26 protein-coding genes are annotated in these 24971 nt (G+C 62.2%); all 26 read left to right on the top strand.

Going from position 1 to position 24971, the window contains the following annotated elements; all coding sequences use genetic code 11:
• Window positions 1-40 precede the first annotated feature (40 nt).
• The 26 genes from fliS (at window position 41) to flhF (ending at window position 24939) form a co-directional block, all read left to right on the top strand.
• Entirely contained in the window at window positions 41-445 is a 405-nt protein-coding gene (gene fliS / locus C4J89_RS18465; RefSeq protein WP_124367850.1) for a flagellar export chaperone FliS, read from the top strand.
• Between the two features lie 25 nt (window positions 446-470).
• Window positions 471-767: a flagellar protein FliT gene (gene fliT / locus C4J89_RS18460; RefSeq protein WP_124415241.1), complete on the top strand. Its 297-nt coding sequence runs from the start codon at window positions 471-473 to the stop codon at window positions 765-767.
• Window positions 768-937: 170 nt separating this feature from the next.
• On the top strand, window positions 938-2413 hold the full coding sequence (locus tag C4J89_RS18455; RefSeq protein WP_124363784.1) for a sigma-54 dependent transcriptional regulator: 1476 nt from the start codon (window positions 938-940) through the stop codon (window positions 2411-2413).
• Between the two features lie 110 nt (window positions 2414-2523).
• A complete protein-coding gene (locus C4J89_RS18450; RefSeq protein ID WP_124416050.1) occupies window positions 2524-3735 on the top strand; it encodes a PAS domain-containing sensor histidine kinase in 1212 nt (403 codons plus the stop codon).
• Between the two features lie 7 nt (window positions 3736-3742).
• A complete protein-coding gene (locus C4J89_RS18445; RefSeq protein ID WP_124363783.1) occupies window positions 3743-5119 on the top strand; it encodes a sigma-54 dependent transcriptional regulator in 1377 nt (458 codons plus the stop codon).
• A gap of 130 nt (window positions 5120-5249) precedes the next feature.
• Window positions 5250-5579 carry a flagellar hook-basal body complex protein FliE gene (fliE, locus tag C4J89_RS18440; RefSeq protein WP_017134937.1) on the top strand — a complete coding sequence of 110 codons (330 nt, stop codon included), beginning with the start codon at window positions 5250-5252 and terminating at the stop codon, window positions 5577-5579.
• A 16-nt stretch (window positions 5580-5595) separates the two neighbouring features.
• Complete coding sequence (gene fliF, locus C4J89_RS18435) at window positions 5596-7371, top strand: flagellar basal-body MS-ring/collar protein FliF (protein WP_124363782.1); 1776 nt, start codon at window positions 5596-5598, stop codon at window positions 7369-7371.
• Entirely contained in the window at window positions 7364-8380 is a 1017-nt protein-coding gene (fliG, locus tag C4J89_RS18430) for a flagellar motor switch protein FliG (RefSeq protein WP_057721344.1), read from the top strand. Before fliF ends, fliG begins: the two co-directional genes overlap by 8 nt.
• A gap of 10 nt (window positions 8381-8390) precedes the next feature.
• On the top strand, window positions 8391-9155 hold the full coding sequence (gene fliH / locus C4J89_RS18425; RefSeq protein WP_124415240.1) for a flagellar assembly protein FliH: 765 nt from the start codon (window positions 8391-8393) through the stop codon (window positions 9153-9155).
• Window positions 9145-10503 (top strand): flagellar protein export ATPase FliI, encoded by a 1359-nt coding sequence (gene fliI, locus C4J89_RS18420; protein WP_124363780.1) that lies wholly within the window; start codon window positions 9145-9147, stop codon window positions 10501-10503. Before fliH ends, fliI begins: the two co-directional genes overlap by 11 nt.
• 3 nt (window positions 10504-10506) lie before the next feature.
• Window positions 10507-10956 (top strand): flagellar export protein FliJ, encoded by a 450-nt coding sequence (gene fliJ, locus C4J89_RS18415; protein WP_124363779.1) that lies wholly within the window; start codon window positions 10507-10509, stop codon window positions 10954-10956.
• Window positions 10957-11051: 95 nt separating this feature from the next.
• Window positions 11052-11357, top strand: a complete 306-nt coding sequence (locus tag C4J89_RS18410) for an STAS domain-containing protein (RefSeq protein WP_124367845.1) — start codon at window positions 11052-11054, stop codon at window positions 11355-11357.
• Window positions 11354-13072 carry a fused response regulator/phosphatase gene (locus C4J89_RS18405; protein WP_124415239.1) on the top strand — a complete coding sequence of 573 codons (1719 nt, stop codon included), beginning with the start codon at window positions 11354-11356 and terminating at the stop codon, window positions 13070-13072. Before C4J89_RS18410 ends, C4J89_RS18405 begins: the two co-directional genes overlap by 4 nt.
• 30 nt (window positions 13073-13102) lie before the next feature.
• Entirely contained in the window at window positions 13103-13447 is a 345-nt protein-coding gene (locus C4J89_RS18400) for an Hpt domain-containing protein (RefSeq protein ID WP_124367843.1), read from the top strand.
• A 104-nt stretch (window positions 13448-13551) separates the two neighbouring features.
• A complete protein-coding gene (locus C4J89_RS18395) occupies window positions 13552-14838 on the top strand; it encodes a flagellar hook-length control protein FliK (protein WP_124415238.1) in 1287 nt (428 codons plus the stop codon).
• Window positions 14839-15057: 219 nt separating this feature from the next.
• The gene (gene fliL / locus C4J89_RS18390) at window positions 15058-15558 is read left to right on the top strand and encodes a flagellar basal body-associated protein FliL (RefSeq protein WP_124363774.1); all 501 of its coding nucleotides are present in this window, start codon (window positions 15058-15060) and stop codon (window positions 15556-15558) included.
• A gap of 9 nt (window positions 15559-15567) precedes the next feature.
• On the top strand, window positions 15568-16536 hold the full coding sequence (fliM, locus tag C4J89_RS18385; protein ID WP_124363773.1) for a flagellar motor switch protein FliM: 969 nt from the start codon (window positions 15568-15570) through the stop codon (window positions 16534-16536).
• A 43-nt stretch (window positions 16537-16579) separates the two neighbouring features.
• On the top strand, window positions 16580-17047 hold the full coding sequence (gene fliN / locus C4J89_RS18380; RefSeq protein WP_053257298.1) for a flagellar motor switch protein FliN: 468 nt from the start codon (window positions 16580-16582) through the stop codon (window positions 17045-17047).
• 1 nt (window position 17048) lies between these two features.
• Window positions 17049-17483, top strand: a complete 435-nt coding sequence (gene fliO, locus C4J89_RS18375) for a flagellar biosynthetic protein FliO (RefSeq protein WP_124367841.1) — start codon at window positions 17049-17051, stop codon at window positions 17481-17483.
• Window positions 17483-18226: a flagellar type III secretion system pore protein FliP gene (gene fliP, locus C4J89_RS18370; RefSeq protein WP_124363771.1), complete on the top strand. Its 744-nt coding sequence runs from the start codon at window positions 17483-17485 to the stop codon at window positions 18224-18226. Before fliO ends, fliP begins: the two co-directional genes overlap by 1 nt.
• A gap of 4 nt (window positions 18227-18230) precedes the next feature.
• Window positions 18231-18500 (top strand): flagellar biosynthesis protein FliQ, encoded by a 270-nt coding sequence (gene fliQ / locus C4J89_RS18365; RefSeq protein WP_057721355.1) that lies wholly within the window; start codon window positions 18231-18233, stop codon window positions 18498-18500.
• Between the two features lie 4 nt (window positions 18501-18504).
• Window positions 18505-19290, top strand: a complete 786-nt coding sequence (fliR, locus tag C4J89_RS18360; RefSeq protein ID WP_124363770.1) for a flagellar biosynthetic protein FliR — start codon at window positions 18505-18507, stop codon at window positions 19288-19290.
• A gap of 3 nt (window positions 19291-19293) precedes the next feature.
• Complete coding sequence (gene flhB, locus C4J89_RS18355) at window positions 19294-20430, top strand: flagellar biosynthesis protein FlhB (RefSeq protein WP_124363769.1); 1137 nt, start codon at window positions 19294-19296, stop codon at window positions 20428-20430.
• 534 nt (window positions 20431-20964) lie between these two features.
• Window positions 20965-21177 (top strand): hypothetical protein, encoded by a 213-nt coding sequence (locus tag C4J89_RS18345; RefSeq protein WP_256657507.1) that lies wholly within the window; start codon window positions 20965-20967, stop codon window positions 21175-21177.
• A gap of 318 nt (window positions 21178-21495) precedes the next feature.
• Window positions 21496-23610 (top strand): flagellar biosynthesis protein FlhA, encoded by a 2115-nt coding sequence (flhA, locus tag C4J89_RS18340; protein ID WP_124365188.1) that lies wholly within the window; start codon window positions 21496-21498, stop codon window positions 23608-23610.
• Between the two features lie 12 nt (window positions 23611-23622).
• Window positions 23623-24939 (top strand): flagellar biosynthesis protein FlhF, encoded by a 1317-nt coding sequence (gene flhF, locus C4J89_RS18335; RefSeq protein WP_124363767.1) that lies wholly within the window; start codon window positions 23623-23625, stop codon window positions 24937-24939.
• Window positions 24940-24971: the final 32 nt, after the last annotated feature.

Below are 24971 nucleotides of genomic sequence, written 5' to 3'. Positions count from 1 at the left end.
CTGAAATCCTTTTCGCTGTCGCCTGTCACGAGGTAGAACCATGAATCCCATGCGAGCCCTTCGCCAATACCAGAAGGTTAATTCCCATGCCCAGATCTCCGAGGCGAGCCCGCATCGCCTGGTGCAAATGCTGATGGAAGGCGGTCTGGACCGCATGGCCCAGGCCAAAGGGGCGCTGGCGCGTGGCGACATCGCTGCCAAGGGCCTGATGCTCGGCAAGGCGATTGATATCGTGATCGGCCTGCGTGACGGCCTGGATGCAGAAAAGAGTGATAACCCGGCCTACGTTCAGCAGTTGGAAAGTTTGTATGCATATATGACTAACCGCTTGATGGAAGCGAACCTGCATAACGACGCCGACATGATCGACGAAGTGGCTCGTTTGCTGATCACCGTAAAAGAAGGCTGGGACGCCATTGCGGCGCAACAGGCAGTAGCAGAATAAGGCCTGAAGCCTTAAGGAGCACGTCATGAGCCACGCACTGCAACGCATTGATGAAACCCGTGAAGCCCTGGTCGACGCACTGGCTGCGCGCAACTGGGAAGCCATTGGCGAGCTGGACCTGGGTTGTCGCAACGTGATCGATAACGTGCTCAGCGAAGCGCCGGTGGACGAGAATGCGTTGCGGGAGAAGCTGGAGGCACTGTTGGCGGTGTACCAGCAGTTGCTTGAGGTGACGACCGGCGAGCGCCAGGCGATATTCGAAGAGATGTCGCAGATCAACCAAGCGAAAAATGCGTCAAAGGTTTACCATCTGTTCGGCTGATAGGGGCGCGGTTGGTCCGAACGGCGCGTCATATATTTGACTGTGCCAGCATTTTTGACTTAACTAGTGCTGTTTTCAGATTTCAGACGTCTAGTAGAAGATAAGTCTTACAGACGTCTTGATTGCCTTCATTCCGGGGCAGGAAGTTTTACTAGGGAAGTTGCTATTGCATGTGGCGTGAAACCAAAATTCTGCTGATCGATGACGATAGCGTCCGCCGCCGCGATTTAGCGGTGATTTTAAATTTTCTCGGTGAAGAAAATTTGCCCTGCGGTAGCCATGATTGGCAGCAGGCGGTCAGCTCGTTGGCGTCGAGCCGTGAAGTCATTTGTGTACTGATCGGGACGGTAAACGCTCCTGGCGCTGTTTTGGGCTTGTTAAAGACACTGTCAACCTGGGATGAGTTCCTTCCCGTGTTGCTGATGGGCGATATTTCTTCCGTCGACCTGCCTGAAGACCAGCGCCGCCGGGTACTTTCCACCCTGGAAATGCCCCCCAGCTACAGCAAGCTGCTCGACTCCCTGCACCGCGCCCAGGTCTATCGCGAGATGTACGACCAGGCCCGCGAGCGCGGCCGTCACCGTGAACCCAACCTGTTCCGCAGCCTCGTCGGCACCAGCCGGGCGATCCAGCACGTGCGCCAGATGATGCAGCAAGTTGCTGACACCGACGCCAGCGTGCTGATCCTGGGCGAGTCGGGCACCGGCAAGGAAGTGGTCGCGCGCAACCTGCATTACCATTCCAAACGTCGCGACGGGCCGTTCGTGCCGGTCAACTGCGGGGCCATCCCGGCAGAGCTGTTGGAAAGCGAATTGTTCGGCCACGAGAAGGGCGCCTTTACCGGCGCGATCACCAGTCGTGCCGGGCGCTTCGAACTGGCCAATGGCGGCACGCTGTTTCTCGACGAAATCGGCGATATGCCGCTGCCAATGCAGGTCAAGCTGCTGCGCGTGCTGCAGGAGCGCACCTTCGAGCGCGTGGGCAGCAACAAGACCCAAAGCGTGGATGTGCGCATCATTGCCGCGACCCACAAGAACCTCGAAAGCATGATCGAGGTCGGCAGCTTCCGCGAAGACTTGTATTACCGCCTCAACGTATTCCCAATCGAGATGGCGCCGCTGCGTGAGCGCGTGGAAGACATCCCGTTGTTGATGAACGAATTGATCTCGCGCATGGAGCACGAAAAACGCGGCTCCATTCGCTTCAACTCCGCCGCGATCATGTCGCTGTGCCGCCACGGCTGGCCGGGCAACGTCCGCGAGCTGGCCAACCTGGTGGAACGCATGGCGATCATGCACCCCTACGGTGTGATCGGCGTGGTCGAGTTGCCGAAGAAATTCCGCTACGTCGACGATGAAGACGAGCAGTTGGTCGACAGCCTGCGCAGCGACATGGAAGAACGCGTGGCGATCAACGGCCACGCGCCGGACTTCGGCGCCACGGCCATGCTGCCGCCCGAAGGCCTGGACCTCAAGGATTACCTCGGCAACCTGGAACAAGGCCTGATCCAGCAGGCCCTGGACGACGCCAACGGCATCGTCGCGCGTGCCGCCGAGCGCCTGCGTATCCGTCGCACCACCCTGGTGGAAAAGATGCGCAAGTACGGTATGAGCCGCAAAGAGGGCGATGAACAGGCGGATGATTGACGCCTGTTTTTCAACCAGTTGATTCTTAGGTAGTTTTTTTTCGGCACGGGTATTGCTACAGCCCTCGCAACGTTCCGTTTAACTGACGGTCAGCCAAGCGAGAGAGCATGATGCCCCACGCCGCCCAACTATCTCCGGCCCCTGCCATCCAGGGGCTGGTTTCGCCTGTAGAGCCGCCGACCCGCCAGGGTCTTGAACAGGCGTTCTCGCAGTTCAACCAGATGTCGAGCCAACTGACCGACTCCTACAGTCTGCTTGAAGCCCGGGTGTCCGAGCTTAAAGGCGAACTCGCGGTGGTCAGCGCCCAGCGCATGCAGGAACTGGCCGAAAAAGAACGCCTGGCCAACCGCCTGCAGAATCTGCTTTCGCTGTTGCCCGGTGGCGTGATCGTCATCGATGACCAGGGCCGTGTGCGCGAAGCCAACCCGGCGGCATGCGACTTGCTCGGCCTGCCGCTGGAAGGCGAGCTGTGGCGCCACGTCATCACCCGCTGCTTCGCGCCGCGTGAGGATGACGGCCACGAAGTGTCGCTTAAAGACGGGCGCCGCCTGTCCATCGCCACCCGCTCCCTGGATGCTGAACCGGGTCAATTGGTGCTGCTCAACGATTTGACAGAAACCCGTCATCTGCAAGACCAACTGGCGCGGCATGAGCGGTTGTCGTCGTTGGGGCGGATGGTCGCATCCCTCGCGCATCAGATCCGCACGCCGTTGTCGGCGGCGTTGATCTACGCCAGTCATTTGACTGATGAGCAGTTGCCGGCGGCCACCCACCAGCGCTTTGCCGGGCGTCTCAAGGAGCGCCTGCACGAGCTGGAACATCAGGTGCGCGACATGCTGGTGTTTGCCCGTGGCGAATTGCCGTTGACCGACCGCCTCACTCCGGCCGGTTTGATGCAGGCCCTGCAAGCGGCGGCGGCCACGCATATCCAGGGCGCCAGCCTGCGCTGGCAGTGCGACAGCCACCACGGCGAGTTGCTGTGCAACCGTGACACCCTGGTCGGCGCGCTGCTCAACCTGATCGAAAACGCCACCCAGGCCAGCGGCCCCGGTGCACGCCTCAAGGTGCACCTATATCGCCGCGAGCAAACCCTGCGCCTGTGCGTCAGCGACAGCGGCAGCGGTATCGCACCGGCCGTGCTGCAGCGCCTGGGCGAACCTTTTTTCACCACCAAGACCAACGGCACCGGCCTGGGCCTGACCGTGGTCAAGGCAGTGGCCCGTGCGCATCAGGGAGAATTGCAGTTGCGCTCCCGGTTGGGGCGCGGCACCTGTGCATTGATGACCTTGCCGCTGTTTTCCAGCGCGGCGAGCGCGGAGTAAAAGGATCATGGCTATCAAGGTTTTATTGGTTGAAGACGATCGCGCCCTGCGTGAAGCATTGGCTGACACGCTGCTGTTGGCGGGCCATGACTACCGCGCGGTCGGCTCTGCCGAGGAGGCCTTGGAGGCGGTGCAGCAGGAGGCGTTCAGCCTGGTGGTCAGCGACGTGAACATGCCCGGCATGGACGGCCACCAACTGCTCGGCCTGCTGCGCGCGCGCCAGCCGCAATTGCCGGTGCTGCTGATGACCGCCCATGGCGCCGTGGAGCGGGCTGTGGACGCCATGCGCCAGGGGGCGGCGGATTATCTGGTCAAGCCGTTCGAGCCCAAGGCGTTGATCGAACTGGTCGCCCGGCATGCCCTGGGCGTCATCTCGGCGGTGGCGGGTGAGGGCCCGATAGCCTTCGAACCGGCCAGCGCACAACTGCTGGAACTGGCGGCCCGTGTGGCGCGCAGCGATTCCACGGTGTTGATCTCCGGCGAGTCCGGCACCGGCAAGGAAGTGCTGGCGCGCTATATCCACCAGCAATCCAGCCGCGCCCAGCAGCCGTTTATCGCGATCAACTGCGCGGCGATCCCGGACAACATGCTCGAAGCCACCCTGTTCGGCCATGAGAAGGGCTCGTTCACCGGGGCTATCGCGGCCCAGGCCGGCAAGTTCGAACAGGCCGATGGCGGCACCATTCTGCTCGACGAAATCTCGGAAATGCCCCTGGGCCTGCAAGCCAAGTTGTTGCGCGTGTTGCAGGAGCGCGAAGTAGAGCGGGTGGGCGCACGCAAGCCGATCCAGCTGGACATCCGCGTGGTCGCTACCACCAACCGCGACTTGGCGGGCGAAGTGGCGGCGGGGCGCTTTCGCGAAGACTTGTTCTATCGCCTGTCGGTGTTCCCGCTGGCCTGGCGCCCGTTGCGCGAACGCCCAGCCGATATCATTCCCCTGGCCGAGCGCCTGCTGAACAACCACGTCAAAAAAATGAAACACGCCCAGGCGCGGCTGTCGGCCGAGGCCCAGGCCTGCCTGGTCGCTTACCCCTGGCCGGGTAATGTGCGCGAGCTGGACAATGCGATCCAGCGCGCGCTGATCCTGCAGCAGGGCGGCTTGATCCAGCCCCAGGATTTCTGCCTGGCCATGGGCAGTGGCGTGGCGCCGTTGCCGAGCCTGGCGCCGGTACCGGTGCTTGCCGAAGCCGAATCGGCCGGCGCCCTGGGCGATGACCTGCGCCGCCGCGAATTCCAGATGATCATCGACACCCTGCGCGCCGAGCGCGGCCGCCGCAAAGAAGCGGCCGAGCGCCTCGGCATCAGCCCGCGCACCTTGCGCTACAAGCTGGCGCAGATGCGCGACGCGGGCATGGATGTGGAAGCGTATCTTTTCGCCACCTGAGCAAAGCCCAGGCTGACAAGCTTTGTCGGCTTTTCTTACGAGTCGCAACGAAGCTGGCACCCTTGTTGCACCTCCCCTGGTAACCGCTGCGTAGTGTCAAAAAATTGCGGGTCGTCGGAGAGAGAAGGTCATGAGCCAGGGTATTGAGTTCAATCGGTTGATGTTGGATATGCGCTCCATGCAAATGGATGCCATGGCTCAACCGAAATCTGTCGCGCCAGCGCCGGAATTGGGCCAAAGCAGTTTTGCCGACATGCTCGGTCAGGCAATCAATAAAGTCAGTGATACCCAGCAGGCGTCCAGCCAGTTGGCGACCGCGTTCGAGATCGGTAAAAGCGGCGTGGACCTCACCGATGTGATGGTCGCCTCGCAAAAGGCCAGTGTTTCCTTCCAGGCCTTGACCCAAGTGCGTAACAAGCTGGTTCAGGCTTACCAAGACATCATGCAGATGCCGGTTTAAGGGCGAGATTTAAGTCATGGCAGAAGCAGTCGTGGACAACGTACCCGCCAAGACAGACGGCAAGCCGCCGCTGTTTGGCCTGTCGTTCCTGGAAAACCTCTCGGAAATGACCATGTTGCGTCAGGTGGGCCTGATGGTCGGCCTGGCTGCCAGCGTGGCGATTGGTTTTGCCGTGGTGTTGTGGTCGCAGCAGCCTGATTACCGGCCGCTGTACGGCAGCCTGGCGGGCATGGATTCCAAGCAGATCATGGAAACCCTTGCCGCCGCCGACATCGCCTACACCGTGGAGCCCAACTCCGGTGCCTTGCTGGTCAAGGCCGACGATGTGGCGCGTGCGCGGATGAAACTGGCGGCCGCCGGCGTCACGCCGTCCGACAGCAATATCGGCTTTGAAATCCTCGACAAGGACCAGGGCCTGGGCACCAGCCAGTTCATGGAAGCCACCCGTTACCGTCGCGGCCTGGAAGGCGAACTGGCGCGGACCATTTCCAGCCTGAATAACGTCAAGGGTGCCCGCGTGCACCTGGCCATCCCGAAAAGCTCGGTGTTCGTGCGTGACGAACGCAAGCCGAGTGCCTCGGTATTGGTCGAACTGTTTTCCGGCCGCTCCCTGGAGCCTGGCCAGGTATTGGCGATCATCAACTTGGTGGCCACCAGCGTGCCGGAGTTGAGCAAGTCGCAGATCACCGTGGTCGACCAGAAGGGCAACCTGCTGTCCGACATGGCCGAAAATTCCGCGCTGACCCAGGCCGGCAAGCAGTTCGACTACAGCCGTCGCATGGAAAGCATGCTCACCCAGCGCGTGCATAACATCCTGCAGCCGGTGCTGGGCAACGACCGCTACAAGGCTGAAGTGTCCGCCGACGTGGACTTCAGCGCCGTCGAATCGACGTCCGAGCAATTCAATCCGGACCAGCCCGCCCTGCGCAGCGAGCAGTCCACCAGTGAACAACGCACCGCCAGCAACGGCCCGCAAGGCGTACCGGGGGCCCTGAGCAACCAGCCACCGGCACCGGCTTCCGCCCCGCAAACCACCGGTGGCGCCGCTGCCACCGCTGGCGCGATTGCAGCCGGCCAACCGCTGCTGGACGCCAACGGCCAGCAGATCATGGACCCGGCCACCGGCCAGCCGATGCTCGCGCCGTACCCGGCGGACAAGCGTAACCAGTCCACCAAGAACTTCGAGCTCGACCGCTCCATCAGCCACACCAAGCAGCAGCAGGGCAAGATCAATCGCCTGTCGGTGTCGGTGGTGGTCGATGACCAGGTCAAGGTCAATGCCGCTGACGGTGCCGTTACCCGCGCACCCTGGAGCGCCGACGAATTGGCGCGCTTTACTCGCCTGGTGCAGGACGCCGTCGGCTTCGACGCCAGCCGTGGCGACAGCGTCAGCGTAATCAACATGCCATTCTCCGCCGAGCGCGGCGAAGTGATCACCGACCCGGCGTTCTACACCCAGCCGTGGTTCTGGGACATCGTCAAGCAAGTGCTGGGAGTGTTGTTCATCCTGGTGCTGGTGTTCGGCGTTCTGCGGCCGGTGCTCAACAACATCACCGGGCATGGCAAGAAACAACTGGCCTTGGCCGGTGGCGACGTCGAGTTGGGTGGCATGGGTGGCCTGGACGGCGAGTTGGCCAACGACCGCGTCAGCCTGGGCGGCCCGCAAAGCATCCTGTTGCCAAGCCCGAGCGAAGGCTATGACGCTCAGTTGAACGCAATCAAGAGTCTGGTGGCAGAAGACCCGGGCCGTGTGGCCCAGGTCGTGAAAGAGTGGATTAACGCTGATGAATGATCGAGTCGCTGTTGCCAAGCTCTCCCGGGTCGACAAAGCCGCCGTGCTGCTGCTGTCGCTGGGCGAAACCGACGCCGCCCAAGTGCTGCGCCACATGGGGCCCAAAGAGGTCCAGCGCGTCGGCGTGGCCATGGCGCAGATGCGCAATGTGCACCGCGAGCAAGTCGAACAGGTGATGAGCGAGTTCGTCGAGATCGTCGGCGACCAGACCAGCCTGGGCGTCGGCTCCGACAGCTATATCCGCAAAATGCTCACCTCGGCCCTGGGCGAAGACAAGGCCAACGGCCTGATCGACCGCATCCTGCTGGGCGGCAACACCAGTGGCCTCGACAGCCTGAAGTGGATGGAGCCGCGCGCGGTCGCTGACGTGATTCGCTACGAGCACCCGCAGATCCAGGCCATTGTCGTGGCCTATCTGGACCCGGACCAGGCCGGCGAAGTGCTTGGCCACTTCGACCATAAAGTGCGCCTGGACATCATCCTGCGCGTGTCGTCGCTTAACACCGTGCAGCCGGCGGCGCTGAAAGAACTCAACACGATTCTCGAGAAACAGTTCTCGGGCAACTCGAACGCCTCGCGCACCACCCTGGGCGGGATCAAGCGTGCAGCCGACATCATGAACTTCCTCGACAGCTCGGTCGAAGGCCAGTTGATGGACTCGATCCGCGAGATCGACGACACCCTGTCCGGCCAGATCGAAGACCTGATGTTCGTGTTCAACAACCTCGCCGATGTCGACGACCGTGGCATCCAGGCGTTGCTGCGCGAAGTGTCGTCCGACGTGCTGGTGCTGGCCCTCAAGGGCTCGGACGAGGGCGTCAAGGAAAAGATCTTCAAGAACATGTCCAAGCGTGCCTCCGAACTGTTGCGCGACGACCTGGAAGCCAAGGGCCCGGTGCGCGTCAGCGACGTGGAAACCGCGCAGAAAGAAATCCTCACCATTGCCCGCCGTATGGCCGAAGCCGGAGAAATCGTTCTCGGCGGGAAGGGCGGCGAAGAAATGATTTAAGGCGCCCCGCATGTCGAACAAAGATGAGACGCCCAGCGACCTGATTCGCGCGCGGGATGTCGGCGGGTTCGACATCTGGTCGTTGCCCAGCTTCGATCCCCACGTGCCGGAGCCTGAGCCGGAACCAGTGGAGGAACCACCGGCACAGATGGAAGAAGTGCCGCTGGAAGAAGTCCAGCCGCTGACCCTTGAAGAGTTGGAAGCCATCCGCCAGGAGGCTTACAACGAAGGCTTCGCGGCCGGTGAAAAAGACGGCTTTCGCAGCAGCACCCTGAAAGTTCGCCAGGAAGCCGAAGAAGCCCTCAGTGGCCAATTGGCCAGCCTGGAGCGCTTGATGGGCAACCTGTTCGACCCCATCGCCGAACAGGACTCGCAGCTGGAAAAATCCATGGTCGGCCTGGTGCAGCACATCGCGCGCCAAGTGATCCAGCGTGAACTGGTGCTGGATTCCAGCCAGATCGAAAGCGTGATGCGCGAAGCCCTCAAGCTGCTGCCCCTGGGTGTCGGCAATGTGCGGCTGTATATCAACCCGCAGGATTTCGAGCAGGTCAAAGCCTTGCGCGAGCGCCATGAAGAAACCTGGCGCATCGTCGAGGACGCGGCCTTGCAGCCTGGCGGCTGCCGCGTCGAGACCGAGCACAGCCGCATCGATGCCACGGTGGAAACCCGCATCAGCCAGATCATGACCAAATTGCTCGACCAGTTGCATGAGCAGGTGCTGCACCCGGCCGAGCCTGACCTGAACGTTGACCTGGACGCCACCGATGCGCCTTGACCGCACCAGCTTCGCCAAGCGCCTGGGCAGCTACGCCGAGGCCACCGAGTTGCCCGGCCAGCCGATCCTTGAAGGGCGTCTGTTGCGCATGGTCGGCCTGACCCTTGAAGCCGAGGGCTTGCGTGCCGCCATGGGCAGCCGCTGCATGGTGATCAACGACGACAGCTACCACCCGGTGCAGGTCGAAGCCGAAGTGATGGGCTTTTCCGGCAACAAGATTTTCCTGATGCCGGTGGGCAGCCTCGCCGGTATCGCCCCCGGCGCCCGCGTAGTGCCCCTGGCCGACACCGGACGCTTGCCGATGGGCATGAGCATGCTCGGCCGCGTACTCGACGGCGCCGGTCGCGCGCTGGATGGCAAGGGCGGCATGAAGGCCGAGGATTGGGTGCCGATGGACGGCCCCACCATCAACCCGCTCAACCGTAACCCCATCAGCGTGCCGCTGGACGTGGGCATACGCAGCATCAACGGTTTATTGACGGTCGGTCGCGGCCAGCGCCTGGGCCTGTTCGCCGGTACCGGTGTGGGTAAATCGGTGTTGCTGGGCATGATGACGCGCTTTACCGAGGCCGACATCATCGTGGTCGGGCTGATCGGCGAGCGTGGCCGTGAGGTCAAGGAATTCATCGAACACAGCCTCGGTGAAGAAGGCCTCAAGCGTTCGGTGGTCGTCGCCTCGCCGGCGGATGACGCGCCGCTGATGCGCTTGCGTGCGGCGATGTACTGCACGCGCATCGCCGAATATTTTCGCGACAAGGGCAAGAATGTCCTGTTGCTGATGGACTCGCTCACCCGTTTCGCCCAGGCCCAGCGCGAGATCGCCCTGGCCATCGGCGAGCCGCCAGCGACCAAGGGCTATCCGCCGTCAGTGTTCGCCAAGCTGCCCAAGCTGGTGGAGCGGGCCGGTAATGCCGAGGCCGGCGGGGGCTCGATCACTGCGTTCTACACCGTGTTGTCCGAAGGCGATGACCAACAGGACCCGATTGCCGACTCGGCGCGGGGCGTGCTTGACGGGCACATCGTGCTGTCGCGGCGCCTGGCCGAAGAAGGGCACTACCCGGCCATCGATATCGAGGCGTCCATCAGCCGGGTGATGCCGGCGGTGGTCACGCCGGAGCACATGGCCCGCGCGCAATACTTCAAGCAGCTGTGGTCGCGTTATCAGCAGAGCCGCGACCTGATCAGCGTTGGCGCCTACGTGGCCGGCGGCGATCGCGAGACCGACCTGGCCATTGCGCTGCAACCGCAGTTGGTGACCTACCTGCGCCAGGGGCTGAACGACAAAATCAGCATGGGCGAAAGCGAAGCGCATCTGCAGTCCATCTTCGCCCCCGCGCCAGGCGGCTAAGCCATGGCCAACAGCCGCGCCGCGCGCCTGGCCCCGGTGGTGGAAATGGCCGAAAAGGCCGAAAAAACCGCTGTGCAACGCCTGGGCTATTTCCAGGGCCAGGTGCGCCTGGCGGAAAGCAAGCTGGGCGACCTCGAGCGCTTTCGCCTCGAGTATCAGCAACAGTGGATCGAGCGCGGCAGCAAGGGCGTGTCGGGCCAATGGCTGATGGGGTACCAGGGCTTTCTCAACCAACTGGAAACCGCCGTCGGCCAACAGCGCCAGAGCCTGGCCTGGCACCAGAACAACCTCGACAAGGCGCGCGAAAGCTGGCAAGCGGCGTTCGCCCGCGTCGAAGGTTTGCGCAAGTTGGTGCAGCGCTATCTCGACGAAGCGCGGGCCCTTGAGGATAAGCGTGAGCAGAAGCTGCTCGACGAGCTGTCCCAGCGCCTTCCTCGCCAGGAACAGTTCTAACCAGGGAAACAGGGCACATTTGAACTACTGTGTTGCTCAGATCGAATTCGCCTGCTACACCTTGTGTCTAGTGCCAATGACAAGGAAGCAGTCACATGTCGATCGAGCCAGATGTATCCCTGGATGGGAAGAAGTTGACGATCACGATCAAGGGCCGATTCGATTTCGGCAGCCACCAGGCATTTCGTGATGCCTACGAGCGGTTCTATAAGGTGCCTGAGTCGTACGTCGTGGACCTTAAAGAAACCACTTATATGGACAGCTCGGCCTTGGGCATGCTTCTGCTGCTGCGGGACCATGCCGGTGGCGATAATTCAGACGTGCGCGTGACCAACAGCAACACGGACGTGCGCAAAATCCTCGCCATTTCCAATTTCGACAAGCTTTTCGATATCTCGTGAGAGTCCTGGCGCCCTTATCCGAGCCGCTGACCATCCTGATTGCCGAAGACAGTGCCGCCGACTTGCTGTTGTTGTCGACCATCGTGCGGCGTCAGGGTCACCATGTGCTCACCGCGACCAATGGCGAGCAAGCCGTTGAAGTGTTTGCGCGCGAGCGCCCGCAGTTGGTGTTGATGGACGCGATGATGCCGGTGATGGATGGTTTTCTCGCCGCGCGCTGGATCAAGCAATTGGCGGGCGAGCAGTTGGTCCCCATCATCTTCCTGACCTCGCTGCGCGAAAGCGCCGCACTGGCCGAGTGTCTGGACGCCGGCGGCGACGATTTCCTGCCCAAGCCCTATAACCAGTTGATTCTGGCCGCCAAGATCAACGCCATGGACCGCCTGCGGCGGCTACAAGCCACGGTGCTGCAGCAGCGCGACCAGATCGCCCGTCACAACGATTACTTGTTACATGAGCAGCGCACCGCCAAGGCCGTGTTCGACAAGGTCGCGCATTCGGGTTGCATCAACGCGGCGCCGAATATCCGCTACCTGCAATCGCCCTATGCACTGTTCAACGGGGACCTGTTGCTGGCGGCCTATACGCCGTCCGGCGACATGCATGTGTTGCTCGGCGATTTCACCGGCCACGGCCTGCCGGCGGCCATCGGTGCCATGCCCCTGGCCGAAGTGTTCTATGGCATGACCGCCAAGGGCTATGGGCTGACGCAGACCCTGCGCGAGATGAACGCCAAGCTCAAGCGCATCCTGCCGGTGGACATGTTCTGCTGCGCCACACTGTTGTGCCTGAGCACCGAGCGGCGCGTGGTGGAGGTGTGGAACGGCGGCATGCCCGAGGGCTATGTGCATGAGGTCGCTACCGGCAAGCGCACGCCGTTGATGTCGCGGCATTTGCCGTTGGGCGTGCTGTCGGCCCAGGCATTCGATGACAGCACCGAAGTCTGGCCCATGGCCCTGGGCGACCGGGTGTTCCTGCTTTCCGATGGGGTGCTGGACACCGCCGACGCCAATGACCAGTTGTTCGGTGCCGAGCGTTTGCAGCAGGTGTTTGCCGCCAACCGCGAGCCCGACCGCTTGTTCGAGGATATCGAGCAGGCGCTGGCGGCCTTTCGCGGTGAGGCACGGGACGATGTCAGCATGGTTGAAATCACCTTGCTGTCCGGCCAACCGCTGCGCGTGGCGGAACCGATGTATTCCGACAGTGGCCAGTCGTGCCCGCTGAATTGGTCGGTGAGTTTTGAATTTCGTGCGCAGACCCTCAGGCGCTACAACCCATTGCCGTATCTGCTGCAATTACTGTTGGAGGTCCACGGCCTGCGTGAGCAGAGCGGTGCGCTCTACACGGTGATGGCCGAGTTGTATGCCAATGCCCTCGAACATGGGGTACTGGGGCTGGATTCACAGCTCAAGCAAGATGCCGAAGGGTTTGCGCAGTACTACCGCCTGCGCAACGAGCGGCTGGCGCAATTGAACAGCGGCCATATCCGGGTACATGTGCAGGTGTCCCCGACTGCAAAGGGCGGCAAGATGACGTTGCGTGTCGAGGACAGCGGGCCTGGCTTCGATGTTGACGAGGTGCTGACGCGGCCGCTGAATGCTGACCGTCTGTCTGGCCGCGGCTTGAGCCTGGTGCGTCAACTGAGCAGCGCGGTACGCTGGTCCGATGGCGGGCGCAGTGTCTGCGTGGAGTTTTGCTGGGAGGCTCTGGCATAATCCGCCGATTCTTGATCAAGGAGCGAGCAAGTGGCTGAGATTCATCTGGACCCCGACGTGCTGTCGGGCTTGCAAGAGGTGATGGAGGACGAGTACCCACGGTTGCTGGAGACCTTCCTTCATGACTCCGAAGAGCGCGTCACCGCCTTGCGCAAGGCGCGTGATGACGCCAAGGCGCTGGGGCGCATCGCCCATAGCTTCAAGGGCAGCAGCGGCAACCTTGGGGCGGTGCGACTGGCGCAGTTGTGTCAACGCCTGGAAGTGGAGTCCGTTGGCACGACGGCGGACCTCGGGGCCCTGGTCGATCAGATCGATCATGAGTTTGCCTTGGTCCGGCCGCTGTATGAATCGGAGCGGCAGCGTTTCAGTCTCTGAAGCGCTTCAAACCGCGATTTAGCTGCCCTGGGCGACTTGGCCCGACTCTTGCTCTATCTCTGGATACTGCATCCCCGACCCCCATGCAGTGGAGACCTTTACCTATGCCAGTCGCCCCTAATTCGCTCCTTCAGGCTGCCCCCGCGGCCAAGCCTCAAGCGCCTGCCGCCACCCCTGCGGCAGCGGCTGCGGACCCACGGGGCAAGGGCCCTGGCTTCGCTCAAGTGTTCGCCAACCAAGGCGCCAAACCTGCCTTGAAAACCGCCGACGCCCCAGGCAAGTCGGCGCCGACGGCAGCCGGCGATCAATCTGCCGCCAGCACGCCGGCGGTTGCCGATAGCGGCAATCCCTTGCCTGCCAAGCCGGCCAAGGCCGACGAGGACGCCGCCGACACAGCCGCCGACCCGTCCCTGGCGCAACAGCCGCCGGCCGATCCGCCGGTTGACCCCGCGCTGATCGCCACGGTCACACCCGTTGCCGTGCCGGTGGAAACGCCAGCGCCGACGGCGGCCGTGGAAGATGACAAGCCCCAGCCGGCCGCCGCCGCCCCTGTTGCCGTGAACGACCAGGCCAAGTCATCGGCCTTCGACCCTGAAGCCGACCCCCTGGATGCCATGCCCGCCGTACGCTTGGCGATGGAGCAGGGCGGTCATGTATCGGCCAGCAGCCAGGCGCCACAGAAAATTGCGTCAGCCACGCCCCTGGATCAACCGACCGCCGCGCAGAATTTCGCGGCAGGCCTGGCCACCATGGTCGATCAACAAGCCACCAAGGACAGCACCGGCCAGGGCGGTGACAAAGCCTTCGGCGCGCTGATCGATGACGGCCTCAAGGACCTCAAGGACGCCAGCAGCGACACCCGCGTGGATGACTTCGCCAACCGCCTCGCCGCGCTGACCCAGGCCGCCACGCCGAAAACCGCCAACGCCTTGCCGCCAGTGACCAACGCCCCGCTGGCCATGCACCAGAGCGGCTGGACCGAAGAAGTGGTCAACCGCGTGATGTACCTCTCCAGTGCCAACCTCAAGTCGGCCGAAATCCAGCTGCAGCCGGCCGAACTGGGGCGCCTGGACATCAAGGTCAACATGACGCCCGACCAGCAGGCCCAAGTGAGCTTCATGAGCGGCCATGCGGTGGTCCGTGAAGCGCTGGAAAGCCAGTCCGGGCGCCTGCGCGAGATGTTCGCCCAGCAGGGCATGGGGCACGTGGATGTGAATGTGTCCGACCAGTCTCGCGGGCAGGAGCAACAACAACAGCAGAGCCAGGCGCGGGGCGTGAGTGGCGGCCGCAGTAGCGCTGGCGAGGTTGTCGACTCTGGCGAAGTGGCGGCCGCCGTCGCGCCGGTGGTGAGCAGTGTGATCGGCTCCAGCGCCGTCGACTACTACGCCTGACCCAAGCCGAACGGAGATCGAAATGTGGGAGGGGGCTTGCTCCCGATGGCGGTGTATCAGCAACAGATTTGTTGACTGACACACTGCTATCGGGAGCAAGCCCCCTCCCACATTTGATTTGTGTTGTCCTGTTGTCCTGATGCCAGACAACTCTGGCATAACACTTGCTCTTGCCTTTCCGTAGATCTATGAATCCCCGAATAGTGACGGATTATTGGCATGGCGAAGAGCGACGACGCAGCAACTCCCCCCGCAGGCAAAGGCAAGCTCAAGCTGATCCTGCTGATTGTGCTGGGCCTGCTCCTGGCCATTGGCGCCTCGGTGGGTGGCACCTGGTACATCATGCACAGCAGTGCCAGCAAGCCGGCCCCCGCTGCCGACGCCGCCACTAACGTCAAGCAACCGGCAATCTTCGAGCCGATGCTGCCGGCGTTTGTCGCCAACTACAACCAGAACGGTCGCCAACGCTACTTGCAGGTGAGCATCACCTTGCTGGCGCGCAACCAGGCGGACCTGGACGCGCTCAAGGTGCACATGCCAGTGATCCGCAACAACCTGGTGATGCTGTTCTCCGGGCAGAGCTTCGACAGCCTGGCCACTGCGGTGGGCCAGGAAATGCTGCGCCAGAAGGTCACTGCCAGCGTGCAGGAAGTGGCCCAGAAAGAGCTCGGCAAAGTCGTGGTCGAGCAGGCGCTCTTCACTAACTTCGTATTGCAGTAGGACCACGACATGGCCGTGCAAGACCTGCTGTCCCAGGATGAAATCGACGCGCTGTTGCATGGCGTCGACGATGGTCTGGTACAGACCGAAATGGCTGCCGAACCCGGCAGCGTCAAAAGTTACGACCTGACCACCCAGGATCGCATCGTCCGTGGACGCATGCCGACCCTGGAAATGATCAACGAACGTTTCGCCCGTTACACCCGTATCAGCATGTTCAACATGCTGCGCCGTTCGGCGGACGTGGCGGTGGGCGGCGTGCAGGTGATGAAGTTCGGTGAATACGTGCATTCGCTGTACGTTCCCACCAGCCTTAACCTGGTCAAGATCAAGCCGTTGCGTGGCACCGCGCTGTTCATTCTCGACGCCAAGCTGGTGTTCAAGCTGGTGGACAACTTCTTCGGTGGCGACGGCCGTCACGCCAAGATCGAAGGCCGTGAATTCACGCCCACCGAACTGCGCGTGGTGCGCATGGTGCTGGAGCAGGCCTTCATTGACTTGAAGGAAGCCTGGCAGGCGATCATGGAAGTCAATTTCGAGTACATCAACTCGGAAGTGAACCCGGCCATGGCCAACATCGTCGGGCCGAGCGAAGCCATTGTGGTGTCGACGTTCCACATCGAACTCGATGGCGGTGGCGGCGATCTGCACGTGACCATGCCGTACTCGATGATCGAGCCGGTACGCGAAATGCTCGACGCCGGCTTCCAGTCCGACCTCGACGACCAGGACGAACGCTGGGTCAAGGCCCTGCGCGAAGACCTGCTCGACGTCGACGTACCCCTGAGCGCCACCGTGGCCCGCCGCCAGCTGCGCCTGCGCGACATTCTGCACATGCAGCCGGGCGACGTGATCCCCGTCGAACTGCCGGAAGAACTGATCATGCGCGCCAATGGTGTGCCGTCGTTCAAGGTCAAGCTCGGTTCCCACAAGGGCAACCTGGCGTTGCAGGTGATTGAGCCGATCAATCGCCGCTGATGCACCCCCTATTCATGATTGTTTGCTGCGCCGAGGACATGTAATGGCTACCGAACACGAAAACACTTCCGCCGAAGACCAGGCCCTGGCTGACGAGTGGGCTGCGGCCCTGGAAGAAACCGGCGATGTCGGCCAGGACGATATCGACGCGCTGCTGGCCGCCGACGCTGCCTCCGCGCCAGCCGGCAAACGCCTGCCGATGGAAGAATTCGGCAGCGTGCCGAAAAACAACGACCCGGTGACCCTCGACGGCCCCAACCTGGACGTGATCCTGGACATTCCGGTGTCGATTTCCATGGAAGTGGGCAGCACCGAAATCAACATCCGCAACCTGCTGCAGCTCAACCAGGGCTCGGTGATCGAGCTTGACCGCCTGGCCGGCGAGCCGCTGGACGTGTTGGTCAACGGCACGCTGATCGCCCATGGCGAGGTGGTGGTGGTCAACGAGAAGTTCGGCATTCGCCTGACGGACGTGATCAGCCCGAGCGAACGCATCAAGAAGTTGCGCTGAAATGAAGTACAGCATGGCGGGACTGTTGCTGGCGCTGCCCTTGGGCGCCCTGGCGGCTGAGCCGATCGCGCAAGCGGCTGCGGCACCTGCGGTCGGCAGCGTCGGCGGGCAGTTGACGCAACTGATGCTCGGCCTGTTGCTGGTGGTCGGCCTGATTTTCGTACTGGCCTGGCTGATGCGCCGCGTGCAGCGTATCGGCCCGGGCAACGCCCAGGTCATCGAGCTGATCGGCTCGCGTGCCCTCGGCCCGCGCGATCGGCTGGTGCTGGTGCAGGTCGGCGAGGAGCAGATTTTGCTCGGCCTCACCCCCGGCCGCATTACCCCGTTGCACGTACTCAAGACACCGGTGGACGCGGCCAAGACCGAGGCCGCCACGCCAGAATTCGCCCAGCGCCTGATGGAATTGCTGGGCAAGGATCAGAAGGATAAGAAGTAATGCGCGTGTTCCTGACGCTCATGCTGTTGCTGGCCGCGCCGATGGCCCTGGGCGCCGACCCGTTGTCGATCCCGGCGATCACCCTGGGCACCAATGCGGCCGGCGCGCAGGAATACTCGGTCAGCCTGCAGATTCTGCTGATCATGACCGCGCTGAGTTTTATCCCGGCGTTCGTCATGCTGATGACCAGCTTCACGCGGATCATCATCGTGTTCTCGATCCTGCGCCAGGCCCTGGGCCTGCAACAGACGCCGTCGAACCAGATCCTTACCGGCATGGCGTTGTTCCTGACGCTGTTCATCATGGCGCCGGTATTCGACAAGGTGAACCAGCAAGCCCTGCAACCCTACCTGGCGGAGAAAATGACCGCCCAGGACGCCATCGACAAGGCCCAGGGCCCGATCAAGGACTTCATGCTGTCGCAGACACGCTCCAGCGACCTCGAGCTGTTCATGCGCCTGTCCAAACGCACCGACATCGCCACGCCGGACCAGGCCCCGCTGACCATCCTGGTGCCGGCGTTCGTCACCTCGGAATTGAAGACCGCGTTCCAGATCGGCTTCATGATTTTCATCCCGTTCCTGATCATCGACCTTGTGGTGGCAAGCGTGCTGATGGCAATGGGGATGATGATGCTTTCGCCGCTGATCATTTCGTTGCCGTTCAAGATCATGCTGTTTGTGCTGGTGGACGGCTGGGCGCTGATTATCGGCACCCTGGCCGGCAGTTTCGGAGGGGTATAGCGCGATGACCCCAGAAGTTGCCGTCGACCTGTTTCGCGAAGCGCTGTGGCTGACCACCCTGATGGTCGCCGTGCTGGTGGTGCCGAGCCTGCTGGTCGGCCTGCTGGTGGCGATGTTCCAGGCCGCCACCCAGATCAACGAACAGACGCTGAGCTTCCTGCCGCGCCTGCTGGTGATGCTGATCACCCTGATCGTCGCCGGCCCGTGGCTGGTGCAAACCTTCATGGAATACATCCTGCAGCTGTACGGCAGTATTCCGCAGTTGATCGGCTGAACCGATGCAATCGTTACTGGCCTTGACCGACACCCAGATCAGCACCTGGGTGGCCTCGTTCATCCTGCCGCTGTTTCGCGTCACGGCCATGTTGATGGCCATGCCGGTGTTCGGCACCACCCTGGTACCACGGCGTGTGCGCCTGTATTTCGCGGTGGCGATCACGGTGGTGATCGTGCCCGGCTTGCCGCCGATGCCGCCGGTCAACGCTCTCGACCTCAGCGCATTGATGCTGATCGCCGAACAGGTCCTGATCGGCGCCATGCTGGGCTTTTCCCTGAGCCTGTTCTTCCAGGCGTTTGTGGTCGCCGGGCAAATCATCTCGGTGCAGATGGGCATGGGCTTCGCGTCCATGGTCGACCCCACCAACGGTGTGTCGGCGGCGGTGATCGGGCAATTCCTGACCATGCTGGTGACCTTGCTGTTCCTGGCCATGAACGGCCATCTGGTGGCGTTCGAGGTGATGACTGAAAGCTTCACCACCTTGCCGGTGGGTTCCGGGTTGGTGGTCAACCACTTCTGGGAACTGGTGGGGCGCCTCGGCTGGGTGCTGGGCGCGTCCTTGCTGTTGGTGTTGCCGGCGATCACGGCATTGCTGGTGGTCAACATCGCGTTTGGCGTAATGACTCGCGCGGCGCCGCAGCTGAACATCTTTTCGATTGGTTTCCCCTTGACCCTGGTGTTGGGCATGGGGATTTTCTGGGTCGGCCTGGCTGACATTCTCAATCAGTATCAACCGCTGGCGACCGACGCCTTGCAGTTCTTACGTGACCTGGCACGGGCGCGCTGAGCCATGGCCGAGAGCGAGAGTGGTCAGGACAAGACAGAAGACCCCACGGAGAAACGTAAAAAGGACTCCAGGGAAAAGGGCGAGATCGCACGCTCCAAAGAGCTCAATACCGTTGCGACCATGATGGCCGGTGCCGGCGCCTTGCTGATCTACGGCGGTGGCCTGGCGCTGGACTTGCTGGAGCTGATGAAGCACAACTTCACCTTGCCCCGCGAGGTGTTGCTCAACCCGGATTCCATGGGGCTCTACCTGCTGCATTCGGGCAAGATCGCGCTGCTGGCGGTGCAACCGATCCTGATCACCTTGTTGCTCGCCGCGCTGATCGGCCCGGTCGCCCTCGGCGGCTGGCTGTTTGCCGCCAGCAGCATGGCGCCCAAGTTCAGCCGCATGAACCCGGCGGCCGGGCTCAAGCGCATGTTTTCCACCAAGGCCCTGGTGGAGCTGCTCAAGGCCTTGGCCAAATTCATCCTGATTCTGTTCGTGGCGTTGTCGGTGTTGTCGTCCGACATCGACGACTTGCTGCGCATCGCCCATGAACCGCTGGAGTCGGCGATCATCCACAGCCTGCAAGTGGTGGGTTGGAGCGCATTGTGGATGTCTGCCGGGTTGATCATCATCGCAGCGGTGGACGCGCCGATCCAGCTGTGGGAAAGCCACAAGAAACTGCTGATGACCAAGCAGGAAGTGCGTGACGAACACAAGGATCAGGAAGGGCGCCCGGAGGTCAAGCAACGCATCCGCCAACTGCAGCGGGAAATGTCCCAGCGCAAGATGATGGCCTCGGTGCCCGACGCCGATGTGATCATCACCAACCCGACCCACTACGCCGTCGCCCTCAAGTACGACCCGGAGAAGGGCGGCGCGCCCATGTTGCTGGCCAAGGGCAGCGACTTTACCGCGCTCAAGATTCGCGAAATCGCTGTGGCCAACGACATCCTGCTGCTGGAATCACCGGCGCTGGCGCGGTCGATCTTCTATTCCACCGACCTCGATCAAGAAATCCCCGCCGGGCTGTACCTGGCCGTGGCGCAGGTATTGGCCTACGTCTACCAGATCCGCCAGTATCGGGCGGGCAAGGGCAAGCGGCCTGATCCGCTGAAGGACTTGCCGATCCCGCCGGATTTGCGTCGCGACTCCTGAAAACGCGCTTTTATGTCTGCCTCTGTAGGAGCGAGCTTGCTCGCGAAAAACTCCGAGTCGCCGCGTTCATCCTGATTTGCGCGTTATCGTTACCCACCTTCGCGAGCAAGCTCGCTCCTACAGGAGGGTGCCCATTACCTGTCAACTTTGACAGTAGCCAATACGCCGCCTTCACTGTTTGATACAGCGATGAGCCGCGCAGCCATGCGCGGCTCGGGAGGCGGTGATGGATAGGGCTACGGTCAAGTGGTTCGATGCGGTCAAGGGCATTGGTTTTATTGCCCGGGAGCGTGATGGCAACGCGGTTGCCGTGCAGTCGACAGATGCCAAGTGCGGTGAAGTCCCGCCAGCCGCTCCCACCATGCGAAAACCCCGCAAGCGGAAAAAAACACCGAAAGCCCCTCGCTAGCACCCAATGGTCGTTTGCGTCTACCTGTCAACTTTGACAGTAGCCAGCGCCAGCGTCTCGCGGTTCTATTGCACCAGGCACTGCGCGCAGGCTGTAAACGAGATGCAGGGAGAACGGCATTGAAAGTGACGACGGGTACAGTCAAACGTGAGCTGGCCAGGGGCAAGTGGCTGATTGCGCTGGATGACGGGCATGACTGCGTCTTTATCGATTGGAGCGATTGGCGGGGGGCTGCACTGTCGATTGGTAAGAAGTTAACGTTTCAAATGATCCATAAACCCCAGGGCGTTTATGCGCTCCCCGTCAGTGCGCGTAACGATACCGGGACGGGTCCATAAGTGTGTGGAGAACGGCAAGTGTTCAGGCCTCGAATATACGGCCTATTTAAAGACCACCCCGGGCGCAAATGTGGGAGGGGGCTTGCTCCCGATGGCGGCGTATCAGCCACCTATTCGGGGCTTGACACACCGCCATCGGGAGCAAGCCCCCTCCCACCTTTGACCTGAGTCACACCCGTAGGCTGCGTCGCTTCCAAGGTCATCCTGGGCCCAAAAGCAAAGTTGGAAGGCTTCTTGCAATACCGCCTGCAGGACGCCCCCCAGCGTCAAAACTTTGCTTCAAGGACACGAGGAAGACCGGTGGTAGATCGCTCTCAAATGCTCAGCACGGCCCGTGGCACCCTGACTGACCTGTCGCGGGGCAACCTGGGCGTGCCGTTGTTGTTGCTGGTGATGCTGGCAATGATGATGTTGCCGATGCCGCCGTTCCTGCTCGACGTGTTTTTCACCTTCAACATCGCCCTGTCGGTGGTGGTGCTGCTGGTGTGTGTGTACGCCCTGCGACCGCTGGATTTCGCGGTGTTCCCGACCATCCTGCTGGTGGCGACCCTGCTGCGCCTGGCGCTGAACGTGGCGTCCACCCGCGTGGTGATGCTCCACGGCCAGGACGGTCACGCCGCCGCCGGTAAGGTGATCCAGGCCTTCGGTGAAGTGGTGATCGGCGGTAACTACGTGGTCGGTATCGTGGTGTTCGCGATCCTGATGATCATCAACTTCGTGGTGGTCACCAAGGGCGCCGGGCGGATCTCCGAGGTAAGCGCTCGGTTTACCCTGGATGCGATGCCCGGTAAGCAGATGGCCATCGACGCCGACCTTAATGCCGGCCTTATCGACCAGAACCAGGCCAAGAGCCGTCGCCTGGAAGTGGCCCAGGAAGCCGAGTTCTACGGCTCCATGGACGGCGCCAGTAAATTTGTGCGCGGTGACGCCATCGCCGGCCTGCTGATCCTGTTCATCAACCTGATCGGCGGCATGGCCGTGGGTATTTTCCAGCACGGCATGACCTTCGGCGATGCGGGCAAGGTCTACGCCTTGCTGACCATCGGTGACGGTTTAGTGGCGCAATTGCCATCACTGTTGTTATCCACAGCTGCTGCGATCATGGTGACCCGTGCTTCGGGCTCCGAAGACATGGGCAAGCAGATCAGCCGGCAAATGTTCGCTTCGCCCAAGGCGCTGGCCGTGGCCGCCGGTATCATGGCCGTCATGGGCATCGTGCCGGGCATGCCCCACGTTTCGTTCCTGAGCATGGCGGCCATGGCCGGCGGCGCGGCCTACCTGTTCTGGAAGAAACAGAATGCTGTCAAGGTTCAGGCCCTGCAGGAAGTCGCCCGCCAGCAGGAATTGCTGCCATCCCCGGCCCGCGCCCAGGAAACCAAGGAACTGGGCTGGGACGACGTAACCCCGATCGACATGATCGGCCTGGAAGTCGGTTACCGCCTGATACCGTTGGTGGACCGCAACCAGGGCGGCCAACTGCTGGCGCGGATCAAGGGTGTGCGCAAGAAGCTGTCCCAGGACCTGGGCTTTTTGATGCCCACCGTGCATATCCGCGACAACCTCGACCTGGCCCCCAGCGCCTACCGCCTGACCTTGATGGGCGTGATCCTGGCCGAAGCCGAGATCTACCCGGACCGGGAACTTGCGATCAACCCAGGGCAAGTGTTCGGTTCGCTCAACGGCATCACCGCCAAAGATCCGGCTTTCGGCCTGGAAGCGGTGTGGATCGAAGTCAGCCAGCGCAGCCAGGCTCAGTCCCTTGGTTATACCGTGGTCGACGCCAGCACCGTGGTCGCTACCCACCTCAACCAGATTCTCTACAAACACTCCCACGAGCTGATCGGCCACGAGGAAGTCCAGCAATTGATGGGCTTGCTGGCCAAAGCCTCGCCAAAACTGGCCGAAGAGCTGGTGCCGGGCGTGCTGTCGCTGTCGCAGTTGCTCAAGGTGTTGCAAGCCTTGCTCGCCGAACAGGTGCCCGTGCGCGATATTCGCAGCATCGCCGAGGCCATCGCCAACAATGCCGCCAAGAGTCAAGATACTGCCGCGCTGGTGGCGGCGGTGCGGGTCGGTTTGTCCCGCGCCATCGTGCAAAGCATTGTAGGCGTTGAGTCTGAGCTGCCTGTTATCACCTTGGAGCCAAGGTTGGAACAGATATTGCTCAATAGTATTCAGAAGGCAGGGCAAGGCCAGGAAGAGGGCGTTCTGCTGGAGCCAAGCATGGCTGAAAAGCTGCAGCGTTCGTTGATCGAAGCTGCGCAGCGCCAGGAAATGCAGGGCCAGCCGGTGATTCTACTGGTGGCCGGTCCGGTCCGCGCGATGTTGTCGCGCTTCGGGCGCCTGGCAGTACCGAATTTGCACGTGTTGGCTTACCAGGAAATTCCTGACAATAAGCAAGTGACTATCGTCGCGACAGTAGGGCCCAACGGCTGAGGGTAGTGGGTTATGCAAGTGAAGCGTTTTTTCGCCGCCGATATGCGTCAGGCCATGAAGTTGGTCCGCGATGAGCTGGGCGCCGATGCCGCGATTATCGGTAACCGTCGTATTGCCGGCGGTGTCGAGCTGACGGCCGCCCTGGATTACACGCCCCAGGCCCTGGCTCCGCGTGTGCCGAACATGGAGCTCGAAGACGAGCTGCGCAAGACCGCTTCGCGCATTGTCTCGGCCCAGGCCGAACTGAGCATGCGCGGTGATAGCGACGCCACCACCAACCGCCAATTGTTCGCCGGCCTGCCACTGACCGCCGCCGAGCCGCTGGTGGAACCTACGTTTGTCGAGCCGCCACGTCCTGCAGCGCCAGCCCCGGCCGCCGCAGTCGACCAGCGTGTGTTCGATTCGATGCGCTTTGAACTCAACGGCCTGCGCGAGCTGCTCGAAGTGCAACTGGGCTCGCTGGCCTGGAGCCAACTGCAAGGCAGCAAGCCGCAACAAGCCAACCTGTGGCGCCGGCTGCAGCGCATCGGCCTGTCCGGGCCGTTGTCCCGCGACCTGCTGGCGCTGACCGCCGAAGTCGAAGAGCCGCGCCAAGCCTGGCGCATGCTGCTGGCGCACCTGGCGCGGATGATCGCCACCCCGGAAATCGAACCCCTGGAAGAGGGCGGTGTGATCGCCATGGTCGGCCCTGCCGGCATGGGCAAGACCACCACCCTGGCCAAGCTGGCCGCGCGTTATGTGCTCAAGTACGGCGCGTCGAATATCGCGCTGGTGAGCATGGACAGCTACCGCATCGGCGCCCAGGAACAGCTCAAGACCCTGGGCCGTATCCTCAATGTGCCGGTGACCCATGTCGACCCGGGCCAGTCCCTGGCCAATGCCCTTGACCCGCTGCTGCGCAAGCGCGTGGTGTTGATCGATACCGCCGGCCTGCAAGCCAGCGACCCGGCCCTGCGCATGCAGCTTGAAAGCCTGGCCGGACGCGGCATCAAGTCGAAAAATTACCTGGTGCTTGCAACCACCAGCCAGAAACAGGTTCTTACCGCTGCCTATCACAGCTATAAACGCTGCGGCCTGGCCGGTTGCATCCTGACCAAACTGGATGAAACCGCCAGCCTCGGCGAAGTGCTGAGCCTGGCGATCAGTCATGAATTACCGGTCGCCTACCTGACCGACGGGCCGCGGATCCCGGATGATTTGCATCTGCCGCGCCGTCATCAGTTGGTCAGCCGTGCTGTCAGTGTGCAAATGCAAGACGAGCCTAGCGAGGAAGCGATGGCCGATATGTTCGCCGACCTTTATCACAACCCGGCAAAGCGGGTGGGATAAGGCAGGATGAACACCGTGAAATGTACCTACAT

Origin of the sequence: Pseudomonas sp. R4-35-07 (genome assembly GCF_003852235.1) — a bacterium.
In the GTDB taxonomy this organism is placed as follows: domain Bacteria; phylum Pseudomonadota; class Gammaproteobacteria; order Pseudomonadales; family Pseudomonadaceae; genus Aquipseudomonas.
The sequence above is the reverse complement of the archived record's forward strand: the minus strand, read 5'-3'. Positions and strand labels throughout refer to the sequence as shown.

Bases quoted from the DNA above. Each gene is read 5' to 3' on its own strand.
- fliS (WP_124367850.1), top strand. From the start codon at position 41: ATGAATCCCATGCGAGCCCTTCGCCAATACCAGAAGGTTAATTCCCAT.
- fliT (WP_124415241.1), top strand. From the start codon at position 471: ATGAGCCACGCACTGCAACGCATTGATGAAACCCGTGAAGCCCTGGTC.
- C4J89_RS18455 (WP_124363784.1), top strand. From the start codon at position 938: ATGTGGCGTGAAACCAAAATTCTGCTGATCGATGACGATAGCGTCCGC.
- C4J89_RS18450 (WP_124416050.1), top strand. From the start codon at position 2,524: ATGCCCCACGCCGCCCAACTATCTCCGGCCCCTGCCATCCAGGGGCTG.
- C4J89_RS18445 (WP_124363783.1), top strand. From the start codon at position 3,743: ATGGCTATCAAGGTTTTATTGGTTGAAGACGATCGCGCCCTGCGTGAA.
- fliE (WP_017134937.1), top strand. From the start codon at position 5,250: ATGAGCCAGGGTATTGAGTTCAATCGGTTGATGTTGGATATGCGCTCC.
- fliF (WP_124363782.1), top strand. From the start codon at position 5,596: ATGGCAGAAGCAGTCGTGGACAACGTACCCGCCAAGACAGACGGCAAG.
- fliG (WP_057721344.1), top strand. From the start codon at position 7,364: ATGAATGATCGAGTCGCTGTTGCCAAGCTCTCCCGGGTCGACAAAGCC.
- fliH (WP_124415240.1), top strand. From the start codon at position 8,391: ATGTCGAACAAAGATGAGACGCCCAGCGACCTGATTCGCGCGCGGGAT.
- fliI (WP_124363780.1), top strand. From the start codon at position 9,145: ATGCGCCTTGACCGCACCAGCTTCGCCAAGCGCCTGGGCAGCTACGCC.
- fliJ (WP_124363779.1), top strand. From the start codon at position 10,507: ATGGCCAACAGCCGCGCCGCGCGCCTGGCCCCGGTGGTGGAAATGGCC.
- C4J89_RS18410 (WP_124367845.1), top strand. From the start codon at position 11,052: ATGTCGATCGAGCCAGATGTATCCCTGGATGGGAAGAAGTTGACGATC.
- C4J89_RS18395 (WP_124415238.1), top strand. From the start codon at position 13,552: ATGCCAGTCGCCCCTAATTCGCTCCTTCAGGCTGCCCCCGCGGCCAAG.
- fliL (WP_124363774.1), top strand. From the start codon at position 15,058: ATGGCGAAGAGCGACGACGCAGCAACTCCCCCCGCAGGCAAAGGCAAG.
- fliM (WP_124363773.1), top strand. From the start codon at position 15,568: ATGGCCGTGCAAGACCTGCTGTCCCAGGATGAAATCGACGCGCTGTTG.
- fliN (WP_053257298.1), top strand. From the start codon at position 16,580: ATGGCTACCGAACACGAAAACACTTCCGCCGAAGACCAGGCCCTGGCT.
- fliO (WP_124367841.1), top strand. From the start codon at position 17,049: ATGAAGTACAGCATGGCGGGACTGTTGCTGGCGCTGCCCTTGGGCGCC.
- fliP (WP_124363771.1), top strand. From the start codon at position 17,483: ATGCGCGTGTTCCTGACGCTCATGCTGTTGCTGGCCGCGCCGATGGCC.
- fliQ (WP_057721355.1), top strand. From the start codon at position 18,231: ATGACCCCAGAAGTTGCCGTCGACCTGTTTCGCGAAGCGCTGTGGCTG.
- fliR (WP_124363770.1), top strand. From the start codon at position 18,505: ATGCAATCGTTACTGGCCTTGACCGACACCCAGATCAGCACCTGGGTG.
- flhB (WP_124363769.1), top strand. From the start codon at position 19,294: ATGGCCGAGAGCGAGAGTGGTCAGGACAAGACAGAAGACCCCACGGAG.
- flhA (WP_124365188.1), top strand. From the start codon at position 21,496: ATGCTCAGCACGGCCCGTGGCACCCTGACTGACCTGTCGCGGGGCAAC.
- flhF (WP_124363767.1), top strand. From the start codon at position 23,623: ATGCAAGTGAAGCGTTTTTTCGCCGCCGATATGCGTCAGGCCATGAAG.